At 41.3% G+C, this 20,446-nt stretch carries 17 protein-coding genes; 12 read left to right on the top strand and 5 right to left on the bottom strand.

Translation table 11 applies throughout. The features are described 5' to 3' along the window. Positions 1–297 precede the first annotated feature (297 nt). Entirely contained in the window at positions 298–2,328 is a 2,031-nt protein-coding gene (gene uvrB, locus KSX81_RS21540) for an excinuclease ABC subunit UvrB (RefSeq protein ID WP_217725801.1), read from the bottom strand. Between the two features lie 135 nt (positions 2,329–2,463). On the opposite strand from uvrB, the gene KSX81_RS21545 reads away from it, so the two are divergent. The 5 genes from KSX81_RS21545 (at position 2,464) to KSX81_RS21565 (ending at position 6,354) form a co-directional block, all read left to right on the top strand. Beyond that, on the top strand, positions 2,464–3,762 hold the full coding sequence (locus tag KSX81_RS21545) for a phenylacetate--CoA ligase family protein (protein WP_004317901.1): 1,299 nt from the start codon (positions 2,464–2,466) through the stop codon (positions 3,760–3,762). Between the two features lie 130 nt (positions 3,763–3,892). After that, the gene (locus tag KSX81_RS21550; RefSeq protein ID WP_004299992.1) at positions 3,893–4,318 is read left to right on the top strand and encodes an amino acid-binding protein; all 426 of its coding nucleotides are present in this window, start codon (positions 3,893–3,895) and stop codon (positions 4,316–4,318) included. Positions 4,319–4,648: 330 nt separating this feature from the next. Beyond that, positions 4,649–5,452 carry an outer membrane protein assembly factor BamD gene (locus tag KSX81_RS21555; protein ID WP_004299990.1) on the top strand — a complete coding sequence of 268 codons (804 nt, stop codon included), beginning with the start codon at positions 4,649–4,651 and terminating at the stop codon, positions 5,450–5,452. 14 nt (positions 5,453–5,466) lie between these two features. Continuing rightward, the gene (locus KSX81_RS21560; protein WP_004299989.1) at positions 5,467–5,802 is read left to right on the top strand and encodes a DNA-directed RNA polymerase subunit omega; all 336 of its coding nucleotides are present in this window, start codon (positions 5,467–5,469) and stop codon (positions 5,800–5,802) included. 108 nt (positions 5,803–5,910) lie between these two features. Continuing rightward, complete coding sequence (locus KSX81_RS21565) at positions 5,911–6,354, top strand: DUF4293 domain-containing protein (protein WP_004317902.1); 444 nt, start codon at positions 5,911–5,913, stop codon at positions 6,352–6,354. 129 nt (positions 6,355–6,483) lie between these two features. On the opposite strand, the gene KSX81_RS21570 is transcribed toward KSX81_RS21565, so the two are convergent. Next, a complete protein-coding gene (locus KSX81_RS21570) occupies positions 6,484–7,218 on the bottom strand; it encodes a porin family protein (protein WP_004299987.1) in 735 nt (244 codons plus the stop codon). 7 nt (positions 7,219–7,225) lie between these two features. Further along, positions 7,226–8,992, bottom strand: coding sequence for a LysM peptidoglycan-binding domain-containing protein (locus KSX81_RS21575; protein WP_004317903.1), 1,767 nt, complete (start codon positions 8,990–8,992; stop codon positions 7,226–7,228). A gap of 158 nt (positions 8,993–9,150) precedes the next feature. On the opposite strand from KSX81_RS21575, the gene uvrA reads away from it, so the two are divergent. From uvrA to KSX81_RS21590, 3 genes are all read left to right on the top strand, one after another. Beyond that, positions 9,151–11,976 (top strand): excinuclease ABC subunit UvrA, encoded by a 2,826-nt coding sequence (uvrA, locus tag KSX81_RS21580; protein ID WP_004317904.1) that lies wholly within the window; start codon positions 9,151–9,153, stop codon positions 11,974–11,976. A gap of 104 nt (positions 11,977–12,080) precedes the next feature. Next, positions 12,081–12,560: a Cys-tRNA(Pro) deacylase gene (gene ybaK / locus KSX81_RS21585; protein ID WP_004309260.1), complete on the top strand. Its 480-nt coding sequence runs from the start codon at positions 12,081–12,083 to the stop codon at positions 12,558–12,560. Between the two features lie 98 nt (positions 12,561–12,658). Beyond that, positions 12,659–14,173 carry a peptide MFS transporter gene (locus KSX81_RS21590; protein ID WP_004299982.1) on the top strand — a complete coding sequence of 505 codons (1,515 nt, stop codon included), beginning with the start codon at positions 12,659–12,661 and terminating at the stop codon, positions 14,171–14,173. A 76-nt stretch (positions 14,174–14,249) separates the two neighbouring features. Here KSX81_RS21590 and KSX81_RS21595 read toward each other — a convergent pair whose 3' ends face one another. Beyond that, positions 14,250–14,747, bottom strand: coding sequence for a GNAT family N-acetyltransferase (locus KSX81_RS21595; RefSeq protein ID WP_217725800.1), 498 nt, complete (start codon positions 14,745–14,747; stop codon positions 14,250–14,252). Between the two features lie 164 nt (positions 14,748–14,911). On the opposite strand from KSX81_RS21595, the gene KSX81_RS21600 reads away from it, so the two are divergent. The 4 genes from KSX81_RS21600 to KSX81_RS21615 all read left to right on the top strand — a co-directional run bounded on the left by KSX81_RS21600 (position 14,912) and on the right by KSX81_RS21615 (position 18,176). Beyond that, positions 14,912–15,238, top strand: coding sequence for a PadR family transcriptional regulator (locus KSX81_RS21600; protein ID WP_004299980.1), 327 nt, complete (start codon positions 14,912–14,914; stop codon positions 15,236–15,238). 21 nt (positions 15,239–15,259) lie between these two features. Then, positions 15,260–16,357, top strand: a complete 1,098-nt coding sequence (locus KSX81_RS21605; protein ID WP_004299979.1) for a PspC domain-containing protein — start codon at positions 15,260–15,262, stop codon at positions 16,355–16,357. Positions 16,358–16,511: 154 nt separating this feature from the next. After that, entirely contained in the window at positions 16,512–17,510 is a 999-nt protein-coding gene (locus KSX81_RS21610) for an MBL fold metallo-hydrolase (RefSeq protein ID WP_004317905.1), read from the top strand. A gap of 159 nt (positions 17,511–17,669) precedes the next feature. Next, positions 17,670–18,176: a flavin reductase family protein gene (locus KSX81_RS21615; RefSeq protein WP_004299977.1), complete on the top strand. Its 507-nt coding sequence runs from the start codon at positions 17,670–17,672 to the stop codon at positions 18,174–18,176. A gap of 133 nt (positions 18,177–18,309) precedes the next feature. Here the strand turns inward: KSX81_RS21615 and KSX81_RS21620 are convergent, their stop codons facing one another. Beyond that, positions 18,310–20,412, bottom strand: coding sequence for an alpha/beta hydrolase family protein (locus tag KSX81_RS21620; protein ID WP_004303616.1), 2,103 nt, complete (start codon positions 20,410–20,412; stop codon positions 18,310–18,312). Between the last annotated feature and the right edge of the window lie 34 nt (positions 20,413–20,446).

Below are 20,446 nucleotides of genomic sequence, written 5' to 3' on the forward strand. Positions count from 1 at the left end.
CTTAATTTATGCTTTAGAGAGTGGTACATTATGTCTTTTCAATTTTATATTTTTCATTGAAGGTGACGTATAGACATAAAAAAAGGAGCAACGCCTTGCTCCAACCTTTGTTAACCTTAAATCTAATACTATGAAAAACACAGTGCAAAGATACGGGATTCCGGTAACTTTGCAAATTATCAGCCCTTAATTGGTGTTTTTATAACACTAATTAATAGACTAAATGCGAAGTTACAGGTTTGTTAAGAGTTTCAGCCCTTAACAATCAGGCTATAATAGGTGAACAATGGGGAAATTTTATCCCCATTTCTCTTTCATCAAGTCCTCCAGTTTCAATAATTCGTCACGATATTGTGCGGCTTCGATAAATTCAAGTTTCTTGGCTGCTTCCTGCATCAGTTTGCGGGTACGCTCGATACTCTTTTCCATCTGCGCTTTACTCATATACTGCACTATCGGATCTGCTGCGATATTCGGAGTAGAAGGTTCTACATAAGCATGTCTTTCTTTCAACAGCTCATCTGCCTCTTTTGCATTACCGAATACAGACAAGTTTCTGGCCTTTTTAATCTGTTGCGGGGTAATTCCGTTTGCCTCATTGTATGCCAACTGCTTTTCGCGGCGACGGTTCGTTTCATCAATCGTCAGTTTCATACTATCCGTCATCTTATCAGCATACATGATTACCTTACCGTTCACATTACGCGCGGCACGTCCCGCAGTTTGTGTCAACGAACGGTGGGAGCGGAGGAATCCTTCTTTGTCTGCATCGAGAATAGCGACGAGAGACACTTCCGGAAGGTCGAGACCCTCACGAAGCAGGTTGACCCCGATAAGTACGTCATAAACTCCTTGCCGGAGATCATCCATAATCTTCACACGTTCCAGTGTGTCGACATCACTATGGATATAGGTACATCTCACATTATTATTAAGAAGATATTCTGCCAGTTCTTCTGCCATTCGTTTGGTTAGTGTAGTGACGAGTATGCGTTCTTCTTTTTCAATACGGAGCTGGATTTCTTCCATTAAATCGTCAATCTGATTGAGACTCGGACGTACTTCGATGATAGGATCAAGCAGACCGGTAGGACGAATCACCTGTTCCACGACGATTCCTTCCGACTGAATCAATTCATAATCCGCCGGTGTAGCACTGACGTAGATTACTTGTTTTGCCATCTCCTGAAACTCTTCAAATTTCAACGGACGGTTGTCCATAGCGGCAGGCAATCGAAAACCATATTCCACAAGATTGATTTTTCGCGCACGGTCTCCTCCATACATTGCACGGATTTGGGGTACGCTTACGTGGCTTTCGTCGATAACGATCAGGAAATCATCCGGAAAGAAATCGAGCAAACAATAGGGGCGGGTACCGGCAGCACGGCCGTCGAAATAACGGGAATAATTCTCAATTCCGGAACAATGTCCCAATTCCCGGATCATTTCCATATCGTAAGTTACTCGCTCATACAATCGTTTGGCCTCGTATTCCTTGCCGATAGATTCGAAGAAAGCTACTTGCTTGGTCAAATCATCCTCTATTTCATGAATAGCACGGAGAGTAGCCTCTTTGGTAGTCATGAACAGGTTGGCCGGATAAATCTTATAGGCGTCAAATGGTGCGATAGTGACTCCTGTGATAGGGTCTACCTCTTCGATGCCGTCAATTTCATCCCCCCAGAAGGTGACGCGGAGCAGGTTGTCGGTATAAGCCAGATAAATATCCACCGTGTCGCCCTTGACCCGGAAATTGCCACGGTTCAAGTCGATATCATTGCGAACATACAAACTGTCTACCAAACGACGTAGAAACACATTGCGGTCCATCATCCGTCCCCGTTCTATTTCGATGACATTTTTGTAGAAGTCCGAAGGATTTCCCATACCGTAGATACAAGATACGGAAGAAACCACTACCACATCTTTTCGCCCGGAGAGTAGGGCGGAAGTGGCAGAGAGTCGGAGCTTGTCGATTTCGTCATTGATGGCGAGATCTTTCTCTATATATGTATCACTGTTCGGCAGATAAGCTTCCGGCTGGTAATAATCATAGTAAGAAACGTAATATTCTACCGCATTGTTTGGGAAAAAACCTTTAAACTCACTGTAGAGCTGGGCAGCCAGTGTTTTGTTATGGCTCAAAATCAAGGTGGGTTTATTGATATTGGCGATCACATTGGCAATGGTAAATGTTTTTCCCGACCCGGTCACTCCCAATAAAGTCTGTGCGGGAACTCCCTGAAGTACCCCTTCAGTAAGTTGTGCTATAGCTTCCGGCTGATCTCCGGTAGGTTTATAAGCTGATGTTAGTTCATAATTCATAGTTAAATCCTAAAAAGTGGAGCAATATTCGGTAAAATAATCGAGATAACAAATCATTTTTCCAAATAAATCCTTTACTTTGCAACATATTAATATCAAAAAACAGATTCATACAACTAGTAATACCAGAAACACATGATTTGGAATGAGAGCATTGAGTGTATGGACCGCGAAAGTCTTCGCAAGATTCAAAGCATACGACTCAAGAAAATTGTAGATTACGTTTATCACAACACGCCTTTCTATCGAAAGAAGATGCAGGAAATGGGGATTACTCCCGATGACATCAATAGTATTGATGATATTGTAAAACTGCCGTTTACCACGAAACATGATTTAAGAGATAATTATCCGTTCGGACTTTGTGCCGTGCCGATGAGTCAAATTGTACGTATTCATGCTTCTTCCGGAACAACCGGAAAACCGACGGTTGTCGGATATACCCGTAAGGACTTGTCTACATGGGCGGAATGTATATCGCGTGCTTTTACCGCTTATGGAGCGGGGCGTTCTGATATTTTTCAGGTATCTTATGGATACGGACTGTTCACGGGCGGATTGGGAGCACATGCAGGAGCCGAAAATATCGGTGCTTCTGTTATTCCGATGTCCAGTGGTAACACGGAAAAACAGATAACCTTGATGCATGATTTCGGATCGACAGTGCTTTGTTGTACTCCTTCCTATGCGCTTTATCTGGCAGATGCAATCAAAGATTCCGGTTTGCCGCGTGAAGAATTCCAACTGAAAGTCGGTGCTTTCGGTGCAGAACCCTGGACGGAAAATATGCGTCATGAGATAGAAGAAAAGTTGGGAATCAAAGCATACGATATTTATGGCTTGAGTGAGATTGCCGGACCGGGTGTCGGGTACGAGTGCGAATGTCAGCACGGGACTCACTTGAATGAAGACCATTACTTCCCGGAAATCATCGACCCGAATACATTGCAACCGGTGGAATCCGGTCAAACGGGCGAACTGGTATTTACTCATTTAACCAAAGAGGGTATGCCGTTGCTTCGTTACCGTACGCGTGATTTGACGGCCTTGCATCATGATAAATGTTCCTGTGGCCGTACATTGGTACGTATGGATCGTATTTTGGGACGTAGTGATGATATGTTGATTATCCGCGGTGTGAATGTATTCCCGACGCAGATTGAATCAGTCATTCTTGAAATGGAAGAGTTTGAACCGCATTATTTGTTGATAGTAGGTCGTGAAAACAATACCGATACAATGGAACTCCAGGTTGAAGTACGTCCGGAATTCTATTCGGATGAGATCAACAAAATGCTGGCTTTGAAGAAGAAACTGGGAGGACGTTTGCAAAGCGTACTCGGACTGGGAGTCAACGTGAAACTGGTAGAGCCTCGCAGCATTGAACGCAGCGTAGGTAAAGCGAAACGTGTAATTGATAACAGAAAAATGTAAATAAGTATTAGGTATTAAGTATTAAGTATTGACCATGCGGGTGATCTTGGAACTACGGTAATACTTGTTACCTAATACCTAATGCTTGTTACCTAATACTTAATACTTATTACTTAATACTTTAATAAATATGGTAGCAAAACAACTTTCTATTTTTTTGGAAAATAAGTCAGGCCGTTTGACGGAAGTGACTGAAGTGCTGGCGAAAGAAAATATCAATCTTTCTGCCTTGTGCATTGCCGAAAATGCTGATTTTGGTATTTTGCGTGGAATTGTATCCGATCCGGATAGAGCATACAAAGCTTTAAAAGATAATCATTTTGCAGTGAATGTGACTGATGTAGTAGGTATAAGCTGTCCCAATATACCAGGTGCTTTGGCAAAAGTGCTGGGATATTTATCAGAAGAGGGCGTATTTATTGAATATATGTATTCGTTTGCCAATAATCATATTGCAAACGTAGTGATTCGCCCCAGCAACCTGGATAAGTGTATCGAGGTATTGAAAGAAAAGAAAGTCGATCTATTGGCTGCAAGTGACTTGTATAAGCTGTAAATATAACAGTGAGCAATGAATAATGAACGGTAAACAGTTGTGTTATCCAATTCAAGGACAACGCAATTGCTTACCGTTTTTACTATAAATATAGTGACGCTATCCGGTGAAGATAGCGACGGTATATGCCAACGATACCGTCACTATCCCGAACACATACCGTCACTATTGTGATTCGTTTATAATCTGCTGTTTATAGTTTGTCGTTTGTAATTCGACGTCATTTTCTCTCCTTTTGTCGATGTTTAACGCCTTTTATGTATTAAAAAACACAGATTAATTGCTAAATTCCCAGCGAATAAGTAACTTTGCGCATTATTTTTAAATAGGATGAAGAAAAATATCATTATAACTTTGCTTGCAGCGGCTACTCTTACATCATGTGGGGAGTATAATAAATTGCTGAAAAGCACCGATTACGAATACAAGTACGAAGCCGCCAAAAACTATTTTGCGAAGGGACAGTATAATCGTTCAGCTACGTTGCTGAATGAGTTGATAACCATTCTGAAAGGAACCGATAAAGCGGAAGAATCTTTGTATATGTTGGGAATGAGCTACTATAATCAGAAAGATTATCAGACAGCTGCCCAGACATTTATCACCTATTTCAATACATATCCTCGTGGTACTTTTACCGAATTGGCACGTTTCCATGCAGGTAAGGCTTTATTCCTGGATACTCCGGAACCACGTTTGGATCAGTCAAGCACTTATCAGGCTATCCAGCAGTTGCAGATGTTCATGGAGTATTTCCCGAACAGCACAAAAAAGCAGGAAGCACAGGATATGATTTTTGCTTTACAGGATAAGCTGGTTTTGAAAGAGCTTTATTCAGCAAGGCTATATTATAATCTGGGTAATTATTTAGGCAATAACTATGAGTCTTGTGTAATCACAGCTCAAAATGCATTGAAGGATTATCCTTATACTGATTATCGTGAAGAACTTTCCATTTTGGTTCTGCGTGCAAGACACGAAATGGCTATCTATAGCGTTGAAGACAAGAAGATGGATCGTTACCGCGAAACGATTGATGAATATTACGCTTTTAAGAATGAATTTCCTGAAAGTAAATATTTGAAAGAAGCCGAGAAGATATTCAATGAATCACAGAAAGTAATTAAAGACTAAATTTAAATAGATTTATGGACTACAAAAAAACGAATGCTCCTGCTACAACAGTAACCCGTGACATGATGGAACTCTGTGCTGATACAGGTAATGTTTATGAAACAGTTGCCATTATTGGTAAGCGTGCTAATCAGATCAGTGTAGAAATCAAAAACGATCTTTCTAAGAAACTGGCAGAGTTTGCTTCTTACAATGACAATTTGGAAGAAGTGTTTGAAAATAGAGAGCAAATCGAAATTTCTCGTTATTATGAGAAATTGCCGAAACCGGACTTGATTGCTACGCAAGAATACATCGAAGGGAAAATATATTATAGAAATCCGGCTAAGGAGAAAGAAAAACTTCAGTAATTTATTTTCTGACGAAGAATTTGATAGTCAAGTAGTAAGTGGGATGATGATCCCTGATCCTTATTGCTTGGCTATTATTGTTTAACTCAACTACTATTTAGAATACTTATGATTCAACGAATTCAAACTGTTTATTTATTGATTGTTGTAGGATTGCTGATTACAGCCATGTGTTTGCCGATGGGCTACTTCATTGATGCGATGGGAGAACATCCTTTTAAGGCATTAGGATTGGAAGTAAACGGTGCTATTCAGTCTACATGGGGCTTATTCGGAATTCTGATGGTTAGCACCATCGTGGCTGTGGCTACTATCTTTTTGTATAAGAACCGTATGCTGCAGATTCGTATGACAATTTTCAATAGCTTATTATTGGTAGGTTATTACATTGCTGCCCTTGCTTTTTATTTTGCATTGAAGAATGATGAAAATATGTTCCGTATAGGCTGGGCATTGTGTTTGCCGCTTGTTTCTATCATCCTGAACATACTGGTTATCCGTGCTATCGGACGGGATGAGGTGATGGTAAAAGCTGCGGATAGATTGCGATAAAAAGGGCTAAAGCCCCCAGAAATAGAAATCCCCGCTAATTCGTTTAGAGTTAGTGGGGATTTTTTTTAGTTCGTTGTGAATGAGATCTTTAAATAAGAGGTTTTAATCTCTTCCTCCTTGAAAGAGGGGTTATTTCTTCAAATCAAATAAATATGTGAGCTTTATGGTAATGGTTCCATGCGCTGCACGGGCGAAATAATCTTTCTTAGTAGTGCTGTAGAAATCAGACAGGGCAAAGTAATAACGGCCTTCAACGATGAAGCTACCAGCTTTCTTTGTTCTAAGTTCTACACCACCACCACCGGCAATACCATAGTCAAATTTATTTTGAATCTTAACTCCGTACAGGGCTTTCTGTGTATCAGATAAGCTATTCATATCAATACCTTTTATTGTTTCCGATTCACTGATTAGAAAGCTGATTTGAGGACCTGCATGGACAAAGAATTGCAATCCTCTGTCTCGTCCGAAAGCGAGGTGAGCGAGGAAAGGAATATCTATATAAGTCATTTTGCGGGTGTAAGTTTTAGTAGGGTCCTTCGAAGTGACTTCATATCCGTTGGCGTCCAGTGATATTGTTTCAAATAATTGGTCCCAGCCTCGTTGCGAGACATTCAACTCGACCTGTGCGCCACAAATCATGGCAAAATACTTCTCGGATATATAACGTGCTGTCAAACCTCCGGTAATTCCCATCAGGCTATTTTGCTTGATGGTGGGAGTAAAAGAAGCACTGTTTAAATTGACACCTCCATTGATACCTACCGATAAATTGTTTCGTGCTTCTCCGATTTGAGCGACAGCAGGAAGGGCAAATCCTGTAAGTAGGAGTGTTGCGATCAAAAATGGTTTTATCTTTATCATTTTCGTATTATTCGAAGTCAAGTTTTACTAATTCAAAATTCTTAGTGAAACGTATGAAGAACACCTTTTTATTAATAAATCCTCCCCAGTTGTTTACACGCTCGAATTTGAATCCGGTCTGGATAGGAGTCAGGTTCATTTTAGGCAGATTGTTTTCCAGTTCCGAGCCATAAAGCGATAATCCTTTCAGGAAGAAGAAGCCGGTGTCAAAACCCAGCATTGCGTAATTAGGGTATTTGCTTGCCAAATCTTTGCTATACCATTTATGGTAAGCATTGGTAAACTGCACAGCTGCCGGGAACAACGTATTCGTATAGAATGAAGAATAGAAATATACATCCAATTCAAAGAAGTTTTCCAGATGATCTCTGGTATAGGTCTGCCATTCCGGATAGCCGAACAGATGAATATTCTCTGCAGGATTCTCTCTGACTAACAGCGTCAGTTGAGGAAGTATCTTAATTAGTAAGACGTTGTTGCCTGATGTCGGAATAAAGATGTTTTCTTTATCACTGCGGAGCGCTGCTTTCAACGTTTCTTTCGTTGCGCTTTCACTGACGGTTCTCATTGGAATTCCTTTACTTTTCAACTCTTGTTTCAAGCCGCTGATAAATTCCGCTTTCTCCTTATCAACGCTCGCCGGTTCTATGAAGATAACGTTTGCATTGGGAAATTGACGGGTGAAGTGCTCGTAAACTTCTGAATATAAGTAAGATTGAGGCGTATTGATCTGATAAACAGCTGGGTTGTTGAATACCTCTTCTCCTTTTTGAGAGAAAGGAATCACCAGGCGTATGTCGTTCTTCTCTGCGAAGTCGGACAATGGCTTTATTTGATTCTGATGCATCGGACCGAAGATGATATTCATACTTTTCATCTCGTTCTTGGCAAGAATCGTATTTAATGTAGAAACCTCTTTTCCGCAATCATATACATATAGATCAAGAGAAATACCTGTACGCTTCAGACTGTCTACTGCCATCAGGAAACCTTCGTAATATTCCACCATGCGTTTGTCTTCCTGGAAAGGCAACAATAAAGCTGCTTTAATGGTAGACAGCTTTTGGGGAGTCTCTTTACTTTTGCGGAAAAGCTCGCTATTGCTGGGAGGAATAGCGTAAGGATCTTCCTTCTGTGTAGGTTGCACGGTCGTTGCTGCCGGGTAAGGGATGCAAAGGAATTGTCCCTTTTTCATGCCTTTTTTCAGTTCCGGGTTAGCTGCAATTAACTCCTGCTCGCTGATTCCATATTCACGGCTCACGCTAAAAATAGTCTCTTTGCGTTTTACCTTATGCATATCCTTGCATTTCGGCACAACAGGACCTTGAATGGTGGTCTGTTCGGTAGGCGTTTGAGTTGCAGTAGCAGTTTGCTCTTCTTTTTTCTGCGGAATCAGGATGACCTGTCCGATGCGGAAATTTTCGGCACTCAAACCGGGGTTTGCTTCACAAATATCTTTGGCGGATACATTATACATGGTTGTCAGTTTGTATAGTGTTTCTCCGGCTTGAATCGTATGGAATGTTTCTCCCTTCTGACTCTCTTTTCCCGTAGGAATTTTGATTGTCTGTCCGGCATAGATCTTTTCGTCACAGCCCGGATTCAGACGTATAATGTCTGATGTAGTGACATTATACATCTTGGAGATGGAGTATAAACTTTGTCCTTTTTCGATGGTATGCAAGAAATATGATTGGTTTTCTTGTGCATAACTGATAGCATATGAAACGCTTATAAAAAGCAAAAATAAGAATATACGGTTTATCGGTTTCATCAAATTATAACTATTGGTTCTTGAAATCAAGGAACAAAGGTACAAATAATGCCCTATATCTTCATAAGATTTGAGTTAAGAAAATAATATTGTGCTTTTTTAGGAGCATATTTCGGGCGGAAACATTAATTTTGCAACATTTATGGAAGGATATGAATATGCAGGAAACAGAATATATTAATGTGTACGGTGCGCGCGTGCACAATTTAAAGGATATTGATGCCGAAATTCCCCGTAACAGTTTGACTGTTATCACCGGATTGAGCGGTAGTGGAAAATCTTCTTTAGCCTTCGATACGATTTTTGCCGAAGGACAGCGTCGTTATATCGAAACTTTTTCAGCGTATGCCCGTAACTTCTTGGGCAATCTGGAACGTCCGGATGTCGATAAGATAACAGGTTTGAGTCCGGTTATCTCCATTGAACAGAAAACAACGAATAAAAATCCCCGTTCTACCGTAGGAACGACTACGGAGATATATGATTATCTCCGTTTGCTGTATGCCCGTGCGGGAGTGGCTTATTCGTATCTGTCGGGTGAGGAGATGGTGAAATATACCGAAGAGCAGATTCTGGACTTGATTCTGAAAGATTATAAAGGAAAGAAAATATATCTGCTGGCTCCGCTAGTTCGTTCACGTAAGGGACATTACAGGGAACTTTTCGAACAAATACGTAAAAAAGGATACCTGTATGTGCGGGTGGACGGAGAAGTGCGTGAAATCACGCATGGTATGAAACTCGACCGCTATAAAAATCACGATGTAGAAGTGGTTATTGATAAATTAGTGGTAGCGGAGAAAGATGACCGGCGCTTGAAACAGAGTGTGGCAACCGCTATGCGCCAGGGAGATGGGTTGATGATGATTCTGGATGCCCAATCTGAAAGTATCCGTCATTATAGTAAGCGGCTCATGTGTCCCGTCACCGGATTGTCTTATCGTGAACCGGCTCCGCATAACTTCTCATTCAATTCACCGCAAGGAGCATGTCCGAAGTGTAAGGGATTGGGAGTAGTCAATCAGATTGATGTGGACAAAGTGATTCCCGATCGTGAACTTTCCATTTATGAAGGAGCGATAGCACCTTTGGGAAAATATAAGAATGCGATGATTTTCTGGCAAATCGGTGCTTTGCTCGAGAAGTACGACGCAACACTGAAAACTCCGATAAAGGAGTTACCGGACGATGCGATTGATGAAGTCTTGTACGGTTCTGATGAACGGATTAAAATCAAGAGTTCGCTGATCGGTACTTCCTCCGATTACTTTGTTACTTACGAAGGAGTGGTGAAGTATATTCAGATGTTGCAGGAAAAGGATGCTTCTGCAACAGCACAGAAATGGGCGGAACAATTTGCCAAAACAACGGTTTGTCCCGAATGTAAAGGGGCTCGTTTGAATAAAGAAGCTTTGCATTTTCGTATCCATGATAAGAATATCAATGAGTTGGCGAATATGGACATCAACGAGTTGTACGACTGGTTGATGAAGGTGGATGAGTTCCTGTCCGATAAGCAGAAGAAAATATCGGTGGAGATTCTGAAAGAGATTCGCACACGTTTGAAGTTCTTGCTGGACGTGGGTCTGGATTATCTGGCATTGAATCGTAGCTCTGTTAGTCTTTCCGGTGGTGAGAGTCAGCGTATCCGCTTGGCTACACAGATTGGTTCGCAATTAGTGAATGTACTTTATATTCTCGACGAGCCGAGTATCGGTCTGCATCAGCGTGATAATCTGCGTCTTATCAACTCGTTGAAAGAACTCCGCGACATGGGGAACTCCGTGATTGTAGTGGAACATGATAAGGATATGATGCTGGCTGCCGATTATGTCATCGATATGGGTCCGAAAGCCGGACGTCTCGGAGGCGAAGTCGTTTTCGCCGGAACCCCGCAGGAGATGCTGAATACAGATACGATGACTTCGCAATATCTGAATGGCAAGATGAAGATAGAAATCCCTGCCAAGCGTAGAAAAGGAAATGGGAAATCTATCTGGCTGAAAGGAGCGAAGGGGAATAACCTGAAGAATGTAGATGTTGAATTTCCGTTGGGTAAACTGATTTGCGTAACTGGTGTATCAGGAAGTGGAAAATCCACCTTGATTAATGAAACTTTGCAACCGATTCTTTCACAGAAGTTCTATCATTCTTTACAAGATCCTTTGGAATACGATTCGATTGAAGGGTTGGAAAATATAGATAAGGTAGTAGATGTGGATCAATCACCTTTGGGACGTACGCCACGCTCCAATCCTGCGACTTATACCGGTGTGTTTTCTGATATCCGTAACCTGTTTGTGGGTCTGCCGGAAGCTAAGATTCGCGGTTATAAACCGGGACGTTTCTCCTTTAATGTTGCAGGTGGGCGTTGTGAAGCATGTACGGGAAATGGTTATAAGACGATTGAAATGAATTTTCTTCCTGATGTATATGTGCCTTGTGAGGTTTGTCACGGTAAACGTTATAACCGGGAAACACTGGAAGTACGTTTCAAGGGAAAATCAATTGCCGATGTACTTGACATGACGATCAACCGTGCTGTGGAATTCTTTGAAAATGTGCCGCAAATCTTGAATAAGATTAAAGTCTTGCAGGATGTCGGACTCGGATATATAAAACTGGGACAATCTTCTACCACTCTTTCCGGCGGAGAAAGCCAGCGTGTGAAACTGGCAACGGAGCTATCAAAAAGAGATACGGGCAAAACTCTTTATATCCTTGACGAACCGACTACCGGACTTCATTTTGAAGATATCCGTGTATTGATGGGAGTATTGAATAAGCTTGTAGATAAAGGTAATACTGTTATCGTCATCGAGCACAATCTGGATGTGATTAAAATGGCGGATTATATTATCGATATGGGCCCTGAAGGTGGTAAGGGCGGGGGAGAACTCCTTAGTTACGGAACACCGGAAGAAGTTGCGAAGAGCCCTAAAGGATATACACCTAAGTTTCTTCGCGAAGAGCTGGGTCTCTAATTTAAATCATAGAGTGCCAACTTATCGGACAATCTTCGATGAGTTGGCACTTATCATATCATATTCTTTATTTATCAGATACAGAACTTATAAATACAACGAAAATGAAAATCAATAAAACAAATGCCGCACGGCTGTTAGATAAGGCTAAGATAGCCTATGAATTAATTCCCTACGAAGTAGATGAAAACGACTTGAGTGCTGTTCATGTGGCAGCAAGTTTAGGAGAGAACATCGAGCAGGTCTTTAAAACGCTTGTTCTGCACGGCGATAAAAGCGGATATTTTGTCTGTGTCATTCCGGGAGAACATGAAGTTGATTTGAAACTGGCAGCTAAAGCCTCGGGTAACAAGAAGTGCGAGTTGATTCCCGTAAAAGAACTTCTGCCACTTACCGGATATATCCGGGGAGGTTGTTCGCCGATCGGTATGAAAAAGCATTTTCCTACTTATATTCATGAAACCAGCCAGCAATTTCCGTATATTTATGTAAGTGCCGGTGTACGGGGACTTCAGATAAAAATAGCTCCGGAAGATTTGATTCGTGAATCCAGGGCGGAAATTTGTCGTTTATTTGAGGAGTAGTTTAACAAATCATTGTGCAAAAACTCGAGAAAAAGTATATATTTGCAAAATATATGTGGTATCGACCATTAAATCATTAATTTAATAATTTATATTCTATGTTTAACAAACACCCTAAAGGACTGATAGCAGCCGCTTTAGCCAATCTAGGTGAGCGTTTTGGCTTTTATACTATGATGGCTATCCTTGTGCTTTTCTTGCAAGCCAAGTTTGGAATGAATGGAAAAGAAGCAGGATTTATTTACTCAACTTTTTATTTTTCTATTTACATTTTGGCGTTGGTCGGAGGTATTATTGCCGATAAGACGAGGAACTACAAAGGAACTATTTTCACAGGAATTGTGTTAATGGCAGTTGGTTATTTATTATTGGCTATTCCATCTAAGACTCCGGTAGATAACAAGATGCTCTATCTGGTTATTACTTGTGCTAGTTTGTTTGTTATTGCATTTGGAAACGGATTATTTAAAGGAAATTTGCAGGCATTGGTAGGACAGATGTACGATAATCCTCAATATGCCAACATGCGTGACTCCGGTTTCTCTTTATTTTATATGTTTATTAATATCGGTGCTATTTTTGCTCCGTTTGCAGCTGTAGGCGTGCGTAACTGGTGGTTATCTACTTTCGGTTATAATTATGATGCTGATCTTCCTGCTTTGTGCCATGGTCAATTAGCAGGTACTTTGTCGCCTGAAGCTACTGAAACTTATCATACCTTAGTTACCAAAGCTTCTACTGCTCCTGTACAAGACTATACGGCTTTCGCTTCAGATTATTTGAATGTCTTTACTACTGGATTCCATTACGCATTCGGGGTAGCTATTATTGCTATGGCTATTTCTTTAACCATTTATTGGTTGAATAAGAAAAACTTCCCGGATCCCAGCAAAAAGACCGTTGCTTCTTCAGCATCTTCTACAGTTGTAGAAATGAGTGCACAGGAAGTAAAACAACGTATGTATGCTCTGTTTGCTGTATTTGGTGTTGTTATTTTCTTTTGGTTTTCATTCCATCAAAATGGTCTGACTTTGACTTATTTTGCGAAAGAATATACTGACTTGAATCTGTTTGGTATGCCTATTTCAGCAGAGCTCTTCCAATCGTTAAATCCATTTTTTGTAGTGTTCCTGACTCCGGTGATTATGGCTATTTTTGCAAGTCAGCGTAGACGTGGTAAAGAGCCTTCGACTCCTAAAAAGATTGCCATCGGTATGGGAATTGCTGCATTGGCATTTATTGTAATGGCAGTCGGATCTTATTTTGCTAATTTGCCGTTGCATGAGGATATTGTAGCTGTTGGAACTTCACCAGTGAAAGTTACTCCATTTTTATTGATGCTGACCTATCTGATCTTAACAGTAGCTGAACTGTATATCTCTCCATTGGGAATTTCATTTGTATCTAAGGTTGCTCCTCCTAAATATCAAGGTATTATGCAAGGAGGATGGCTGGGAGCAACAGCACTGGGTAATCAGTTGCTAGTGATTGGTGCTATCCTGTACGAATCAATTCCTATTTGGATGACATGGACTGTGTTTGTTGTAGCTTGTACGATTTCAATGTTTACAATGATTTTCATGTTAAAATGGCTGGAACGTGTAGCGAAATAAAATCTTGCCATTAACTAAATAAACAAAATGCCCCGGAACAAGTATCATAAATGTTCCGGGGCATTTTGTTTGTATATCAAATATCCAGTCCCATAATATAATCATTCATATAATACCCGTTACCAATCGGGAAATCACCTTCCCGCAACTTTCTCATTCCCATGTGCTCGTAAAACTGCAAAGCCTTATTATTACGATTTACGTTGAGCTCCATCAAACAAGGTTCCGGGTGTATTTCTTTGATACACTTGATTGCTTCCTTGAATAAAAAACTGCCGCAATGCGTGCCCTGAAAACGGGGGAGGACATATATCTTCTGAAGATGGAATACATCCTTTTCCTGTTGTTGAATGTAAACGTATCCGCATGGTTCATTCTCTTTATAAGCAATGGAGTACACATGTCCCTCTTCCTCCATTTGTTTGCGCACATTGGAAGGTGCATACATCCAGTCCATCATATAATCCAGTTGTTCGGGAGATAAAATTTCCTTGTAGGTGGCGGGGAATACCTCCTTTGCCATCTTATGAATAAGCTCGCAATCGGCTACCGTTGCTTTTCGAATTGTAAACATACGTATTTTCTATTTCTTGGTTTAACGGGCACAAATATAGCCATTATTTCTTTTTATAATAAGGTGGAGAGTCTCTAATGTTTTAATTATTATTAATTTATAGTACTTTGTAATGCAAGGTACTAAAGTAATGCATATATTTGTGCATCTAAAAGAAGTGAATAATGAAAGTAGACAATGTAAAATCACAGATGAGGAAAGGCATGCTTGAATATTGTATCATGCTTTTGTTGCACAAGGAGCCCGCTTATGCTTCTGATATTATTCAGAAATTGAAAGAAGCCCAACTGATCGTAGTTGAAGGCACCTTGTATCCATTGCTTACCCGTCTGAAAAATGATGACCTGTTAAGTTATGAGTGGGTGGAATCTACCCAGGGACCTCCCCGCAAATACTATAAACTCACTGAACAAGGAGAAGTCTTTTTGGGAGAGCTGGAAATTTCCTGGAAAGAACTTAACGATACAGTGAATCATATAGCCAATAGATAATCCGAAAAAGAAGAAATAAAAATGAAAAAGACATTGACCATAAATTTAGGAGGAATTGTCTATCATATAGATGACGATGCCTACCGATTGTTAGATAATTATCTGTCTAATTTGAAGCATTACTTTCGTAAACAGGAGGGTGCGGAAGAGATCGTAAACGATATTGAGATGCGTATTGCCGAACTGTTTGCAGAGAAAGTAACTGAAGGAAAACAGGTCATCACAGTTTCGGATGTAGAAGAAATTATCGCCCGTGTCGGCAAACCGGAAGACTTTGGAATTGCTGATGAGGATATGGACTCACAGAAAAGAACGGAACAAACATCGTCCGCTAATCAAGGCAGTACGCAAACCGCTGCTCAACGCCGCTGGTTTCGTGATCCGGATAATAAATTGTTGGGAGGCGTAGCGGCAGGATTGGCAGCTTACTTCGGTTGGGACATCACATTAGTGCGTATATTGATGATTATCCTTGTATTTGTACCTTATTGCCCGATGATTATACTTTATATTATCGGATGGATCGTTATTCCGGAAGCCCGTACTGCCGCGGAAAAATTGAGTATGCGTGGAGAAGCAGTGACCATTGAGAATATTGGCAAAACAGTGACAGACGGTTTCGAACGTGTAGCGGACGGAGTTAACAACTATATGAACTCCGGCAAACCTCGTACCTTTCTTCAAAAGATAGGCGATGTATTTGTTTCCATTGCTGCTGTTCTCTTTAAAATATTTCTGGTAGCTCTTGTCATTCTCTGCTGCCCTGTCTTGTTCGTACTGGCCGTTGTACTGGTAGCACTGGTGTTTGCAGCAATTGCCGTGGCAGTTAGCGGAGGAGCACTGCTTTACGAGATGCTGCCTGCCATCGACTGGATGCCGGTTGCTTCCGTATCTCCAATGATGACACTGCTAGGTACGATTGCCGGAGTTGCCCTCATCGGCATTCCGTTAGGAGCTTTCTTGTATACTATCTTGCGGCAATTATTCCATTGGTCACCGATGGGAACGGGTTTGAAATGGTCGCTATTGATTCTATGGATATTGGGTGCAGTCATAATGATTATTAATCTTTCAGCTCTTGGCTGGCAACTGCCTTTGTATGGCTTGCACTGCTCTTAACGAAGTCTCATTCTATTAAAAAAGGATAATATTTATTCCTTTATAAGTAAATGTACCCCGATAGTGTGTCCGGGGTACATTTTTTGTTTACTCTAATTCATCGTAAATCGAGAAATTTTTAGTAAGTTTGTAAATACGTATTCAGGAAATAAAAATGGGTGAACATATATGTTTTAGGAGAAATGAACGTTTAGCGACAGTCAACCCTTATTGGAGAGGAAATCCGATGGTGCGCGGGCGTTTTTTTAATCGGCAGCATCGCTTCCGTCCGGGGATGGGGAGTGTACTGAAATGGCGTCTTTCGTCCAATCCCCAACGCAAAGAGAAGAAAACGGTGAAATGGGATCCAAAGGTTTGTTATCTCCGTTCATTGGATGCAGTGGTGGGAGATTCCCTGATATGGCTCGGACATAATTCTTTCTTTCTCCAGTTAGCAGGTAAACGAATCATGTTCGATCCTGTGTTCGGCAGTATTCCTTTTGTGAAGAGACAGAGCGAGTTTCCCGCTAATCCTGACATATTTACGGGGATTGATTATCTACTTGTCAGCCATGACCATTTCGATCATTTGGATAAACAGAGTATAGCCCGTTTACTGAAGAATAACCCGCAAATGAAACTTTTCTGCGGCTTAGGAACCGGTGAACTGATTCAGGGATGGTTCCCTGAAATGAAAGTGATTGAAGCCGGATGGTATCAACAGATGGAAGATGAAGGGTTGAAGATCACGTTTCTGCCGGCACAACACTGGAGCAAACGTTCCGTACGTGATGGTGGCCAGCGACTGTGGGGAGCTTTCATGTTGCAAGGAAATGGAATTTCTCTTTATTATAGCGGTGATACAGGTTATTCCAGTCACTTCCGTGAGATTCCCGATCTGTTCGGAGCACCGGATTATGCTTTGTTAGGCATCGGGGCATACAAACCTCGCTGGTTTATGCGTCCCAATCATATATCGCCTTACGAATCATTGACTGCCGCCGAGGAAATGCATGCTGGGCTTACCATTCCCATGCATTATGGCACATTTGATTTGTCTGACGAGCCTTTGCATGATCCCCCGAAAGTCTTCGCAACAGAGGCTAAGAAACGGAAGATTCCGGTGAAGATTCCCTATTTGGGAGAGATTGTGAAATTGAATAAACAGAAATAATTAGATAAGTACCTGCCATGAATTAATCGTTATTTTTCTAGGTACGGATTTCACGGTTTTTAGTGTTGTTATTGTTGCAAAGTAACCGTGTTAATCTGTGTAATCCGTGCCTAAATTATTATATAAACTAATTATGAATACATATTTACGAATAAAGAGATGAAGAAATTAGAAGTAAAAGATTTGAAAGAAAACTTTTTCGAAGCGATCGGAAAAGAGTGGATGCTGGTTACAGCCGGAACAAAAGAGAAGTTTAACACGATGACAGCAAGTTGGGGTGGCATCGGCTGGTTGTGGAATAAACCGGTTGCTTTCGTTTTTATCCGTCCCGAACGGTATACATACGAGTTTGTAGAGAAGAACGATTACCTGACACTTTCTTTCTTAGGAGAAGAAAATAAGAAAATTCACGCTGTTTGTGGTTCCAAGTCGGGACGTAATATAGATAAAGTAAAAGAAACCGGATTGAAACCTGTATTTACAGAAAAAGGAAATGTCCTGTTCGAGCAGGCACGTTTGAGTCTGGAATGTAAGAAACTTTATGCTGACACTATCAAACCGGAATGTTTTCTGGATAAAGAATCAATAGAGAAGTGGTACGGTGGTGCTCATGGAGGTTTCCATAAGATGTATATTGTAGAAATTGAAAATATTTATTCGGAGTAAATTTAGCGAACTTTTTTATAATTTTAGCCGATTTTGATGAATGCAATGGAGAAGCCCCTGAACTCAAAAGATTGAGAACAGGGGCTTCTTTTAGTTTATTATGTTTATTCTACTATGTAATTAACGTAAAATTTTATTTAGACGGAGCTTTTTTCACCCATTTGTCCAACCATTCAAAGAATGTGCGTTGCCATAGAACCCCATTCTGTGGCTTCAATACCCAGTGGTTTTCATCCGGATAAATTAGCAGCTCTGCAGGAACACCACGCATCACGGCAGCATCAAAAGCAGCCATAGCCTGATTAGCCAGGATACGGTAGTCTTTTTCTCCATGGATACAGAGAATAGGAGTATCCCATTTCTCTACGAATAGGTGAGGAGAGTTGGCAAACGTACGCTGTGCCACCGGATTCTGTTTTTCCCAGTATGCGCCTCCCATATCCCAGTTGGCAAACCATTTTTCTTCAGTTTCCAGATATTGCATTTCCATGTTGAAGATACCATCATGAGCAATGAACGCTTTGAACCGTTTGTCGTGATGTCCGGCCAACCAATATACGGAGAATCCTCCGAAGCTGGCACCTACGCATCCCAGACGATCTTTGTCCACATACGGCTCTTTTGCCATTTCATCGATAGCAGTGAAGTAATCCTTCATACACTGGCCACCGTAATCGCCGCTAATCTGTTCGTTCCATTCCACACCGAATCCCGGCAAACCGCGACGGTTCGGAGCAACGATGATATAATCATTAGCTGCCATAATCTGGAAGTTCCAGCGATAAGACCAGAACTGGCTTACCGGACTCTGCGGACCTCCTTCGCAGAACAGTAAAGTCGGATATTTCTTGTTCGGATCAAACTGTGGAGGATAAATCACCCATGTCAACATCTGTTTACCATCTGTTGTTTTCATCCAGCGACCTTCCACTTTACCCATTTCCAACTGGTCATAGATTTGTTTGTTCTCCTGTGTCAGTTGAGTGGTAGAACCATCCAGTGCCACAGAGTAAATCTCATCCCCCATACTCATTGAATGACGTTTCGCAATCAGCTTATCTCCGAAAAGAGCTACCCCTTCGTAATCATACATTCCTGAAGTAATAGCCTTTACCGAATCATTTGCCAGGTCAAGCGCATAAATTTGTGATTCTCCATGCCATACACCTGTGAAATAGATCACTTTAGCATCTGCTCCCCAGACAAAAGCATCCACATTCGATTCGAATGCCTTACTCACAAAACGCTTCTCGCCAGTTTCCAGGTTCATGATGAACAGACGGTTCAGATCAGCTTCGTATCCGTCACGTTCCATGCTCTGCCAGGCAATATACTTGCCGTCCGGTGAGTATTGTGGGTTGGTATCATATCCTTTGTTCTCTTCAGTAATATTTTCTGTTTTCTTAGTATTCAAGTCATAGATATAAATATCAGAGTTGGTAGAAATCGCATATTCCAGTCCTGTCTTTTTACGGCAAGTGTAAGCCACTTTGTCCGAAGTCATATTCCAGGCAAGTTGCTCAATGCCACCCCAAGGCTTCATCGGACTTTCATACGGTTCGTCGTTCAGAATATCCACGATATTGGAAATGCCGTTACCATCAAAGTCGGCAACAAAAGGATGCGGAGCGGTCGTCACCCATTCATCCCAATGTTTGTACATCAGGTCGGTAACGATGATACCGGTAGCTTTCGGCAGGTCCGGATACTTATCAACAGTGCTTTCTTTCGTCTTTACTTGTGAAATAAACAGCAGTTTTTTGCCATCCGGTGAGATGGAATATCCTTCAATATCTCCGTCGTAGTTGGTCAGCTGCTTGCGCCCGCTACCATCCGGATTCATTTCATAAAGCTGGCTGCTTCCGTTGTCATTACTTAAGAATGCCAGTTTAGTGCCTCCCTTAATCCAAGTCACCTCATTTTCCTGATACGGGGTATGAGTGATTTGTTGATTTTCGCTTCCATCTGCGTTCATCACGAAAACTTCGCGGTTACTCTTGTTTTCCGGTACGCTGTAATACGCTACCGTATACGCAATTTTCTTTCCGTCGGGCGATACGGCGAATCCGCCGATACGTCCCATAGCCCAAAGTGCTTCGGGAGTCATGCGCTTCCCTTCGATCTTAATATCCGATTTCTCGATAAGCACCTGATCTGTCTTGCCTGCGTCTTTGGTTCCTCCGCAGGCAGCTAACAACATTGCTGCCGACATCATAATTAAATTAGCTTGTCTCATATATTTTATAAAATGTTTATTTTCTTGCGAAGAT

It is taken from the genome of Bacteroides sp. MSK.18.37 (genome assembly GCF_019129155.2).
In the GTDB taxonomy this organism is placed as follows: domain Bacteria; phylum Bacteroidota; class Bacteroidia; order Bacteroidales; family Bacteroidaceae; genus Bacteroides; species Bacteroides ovatus.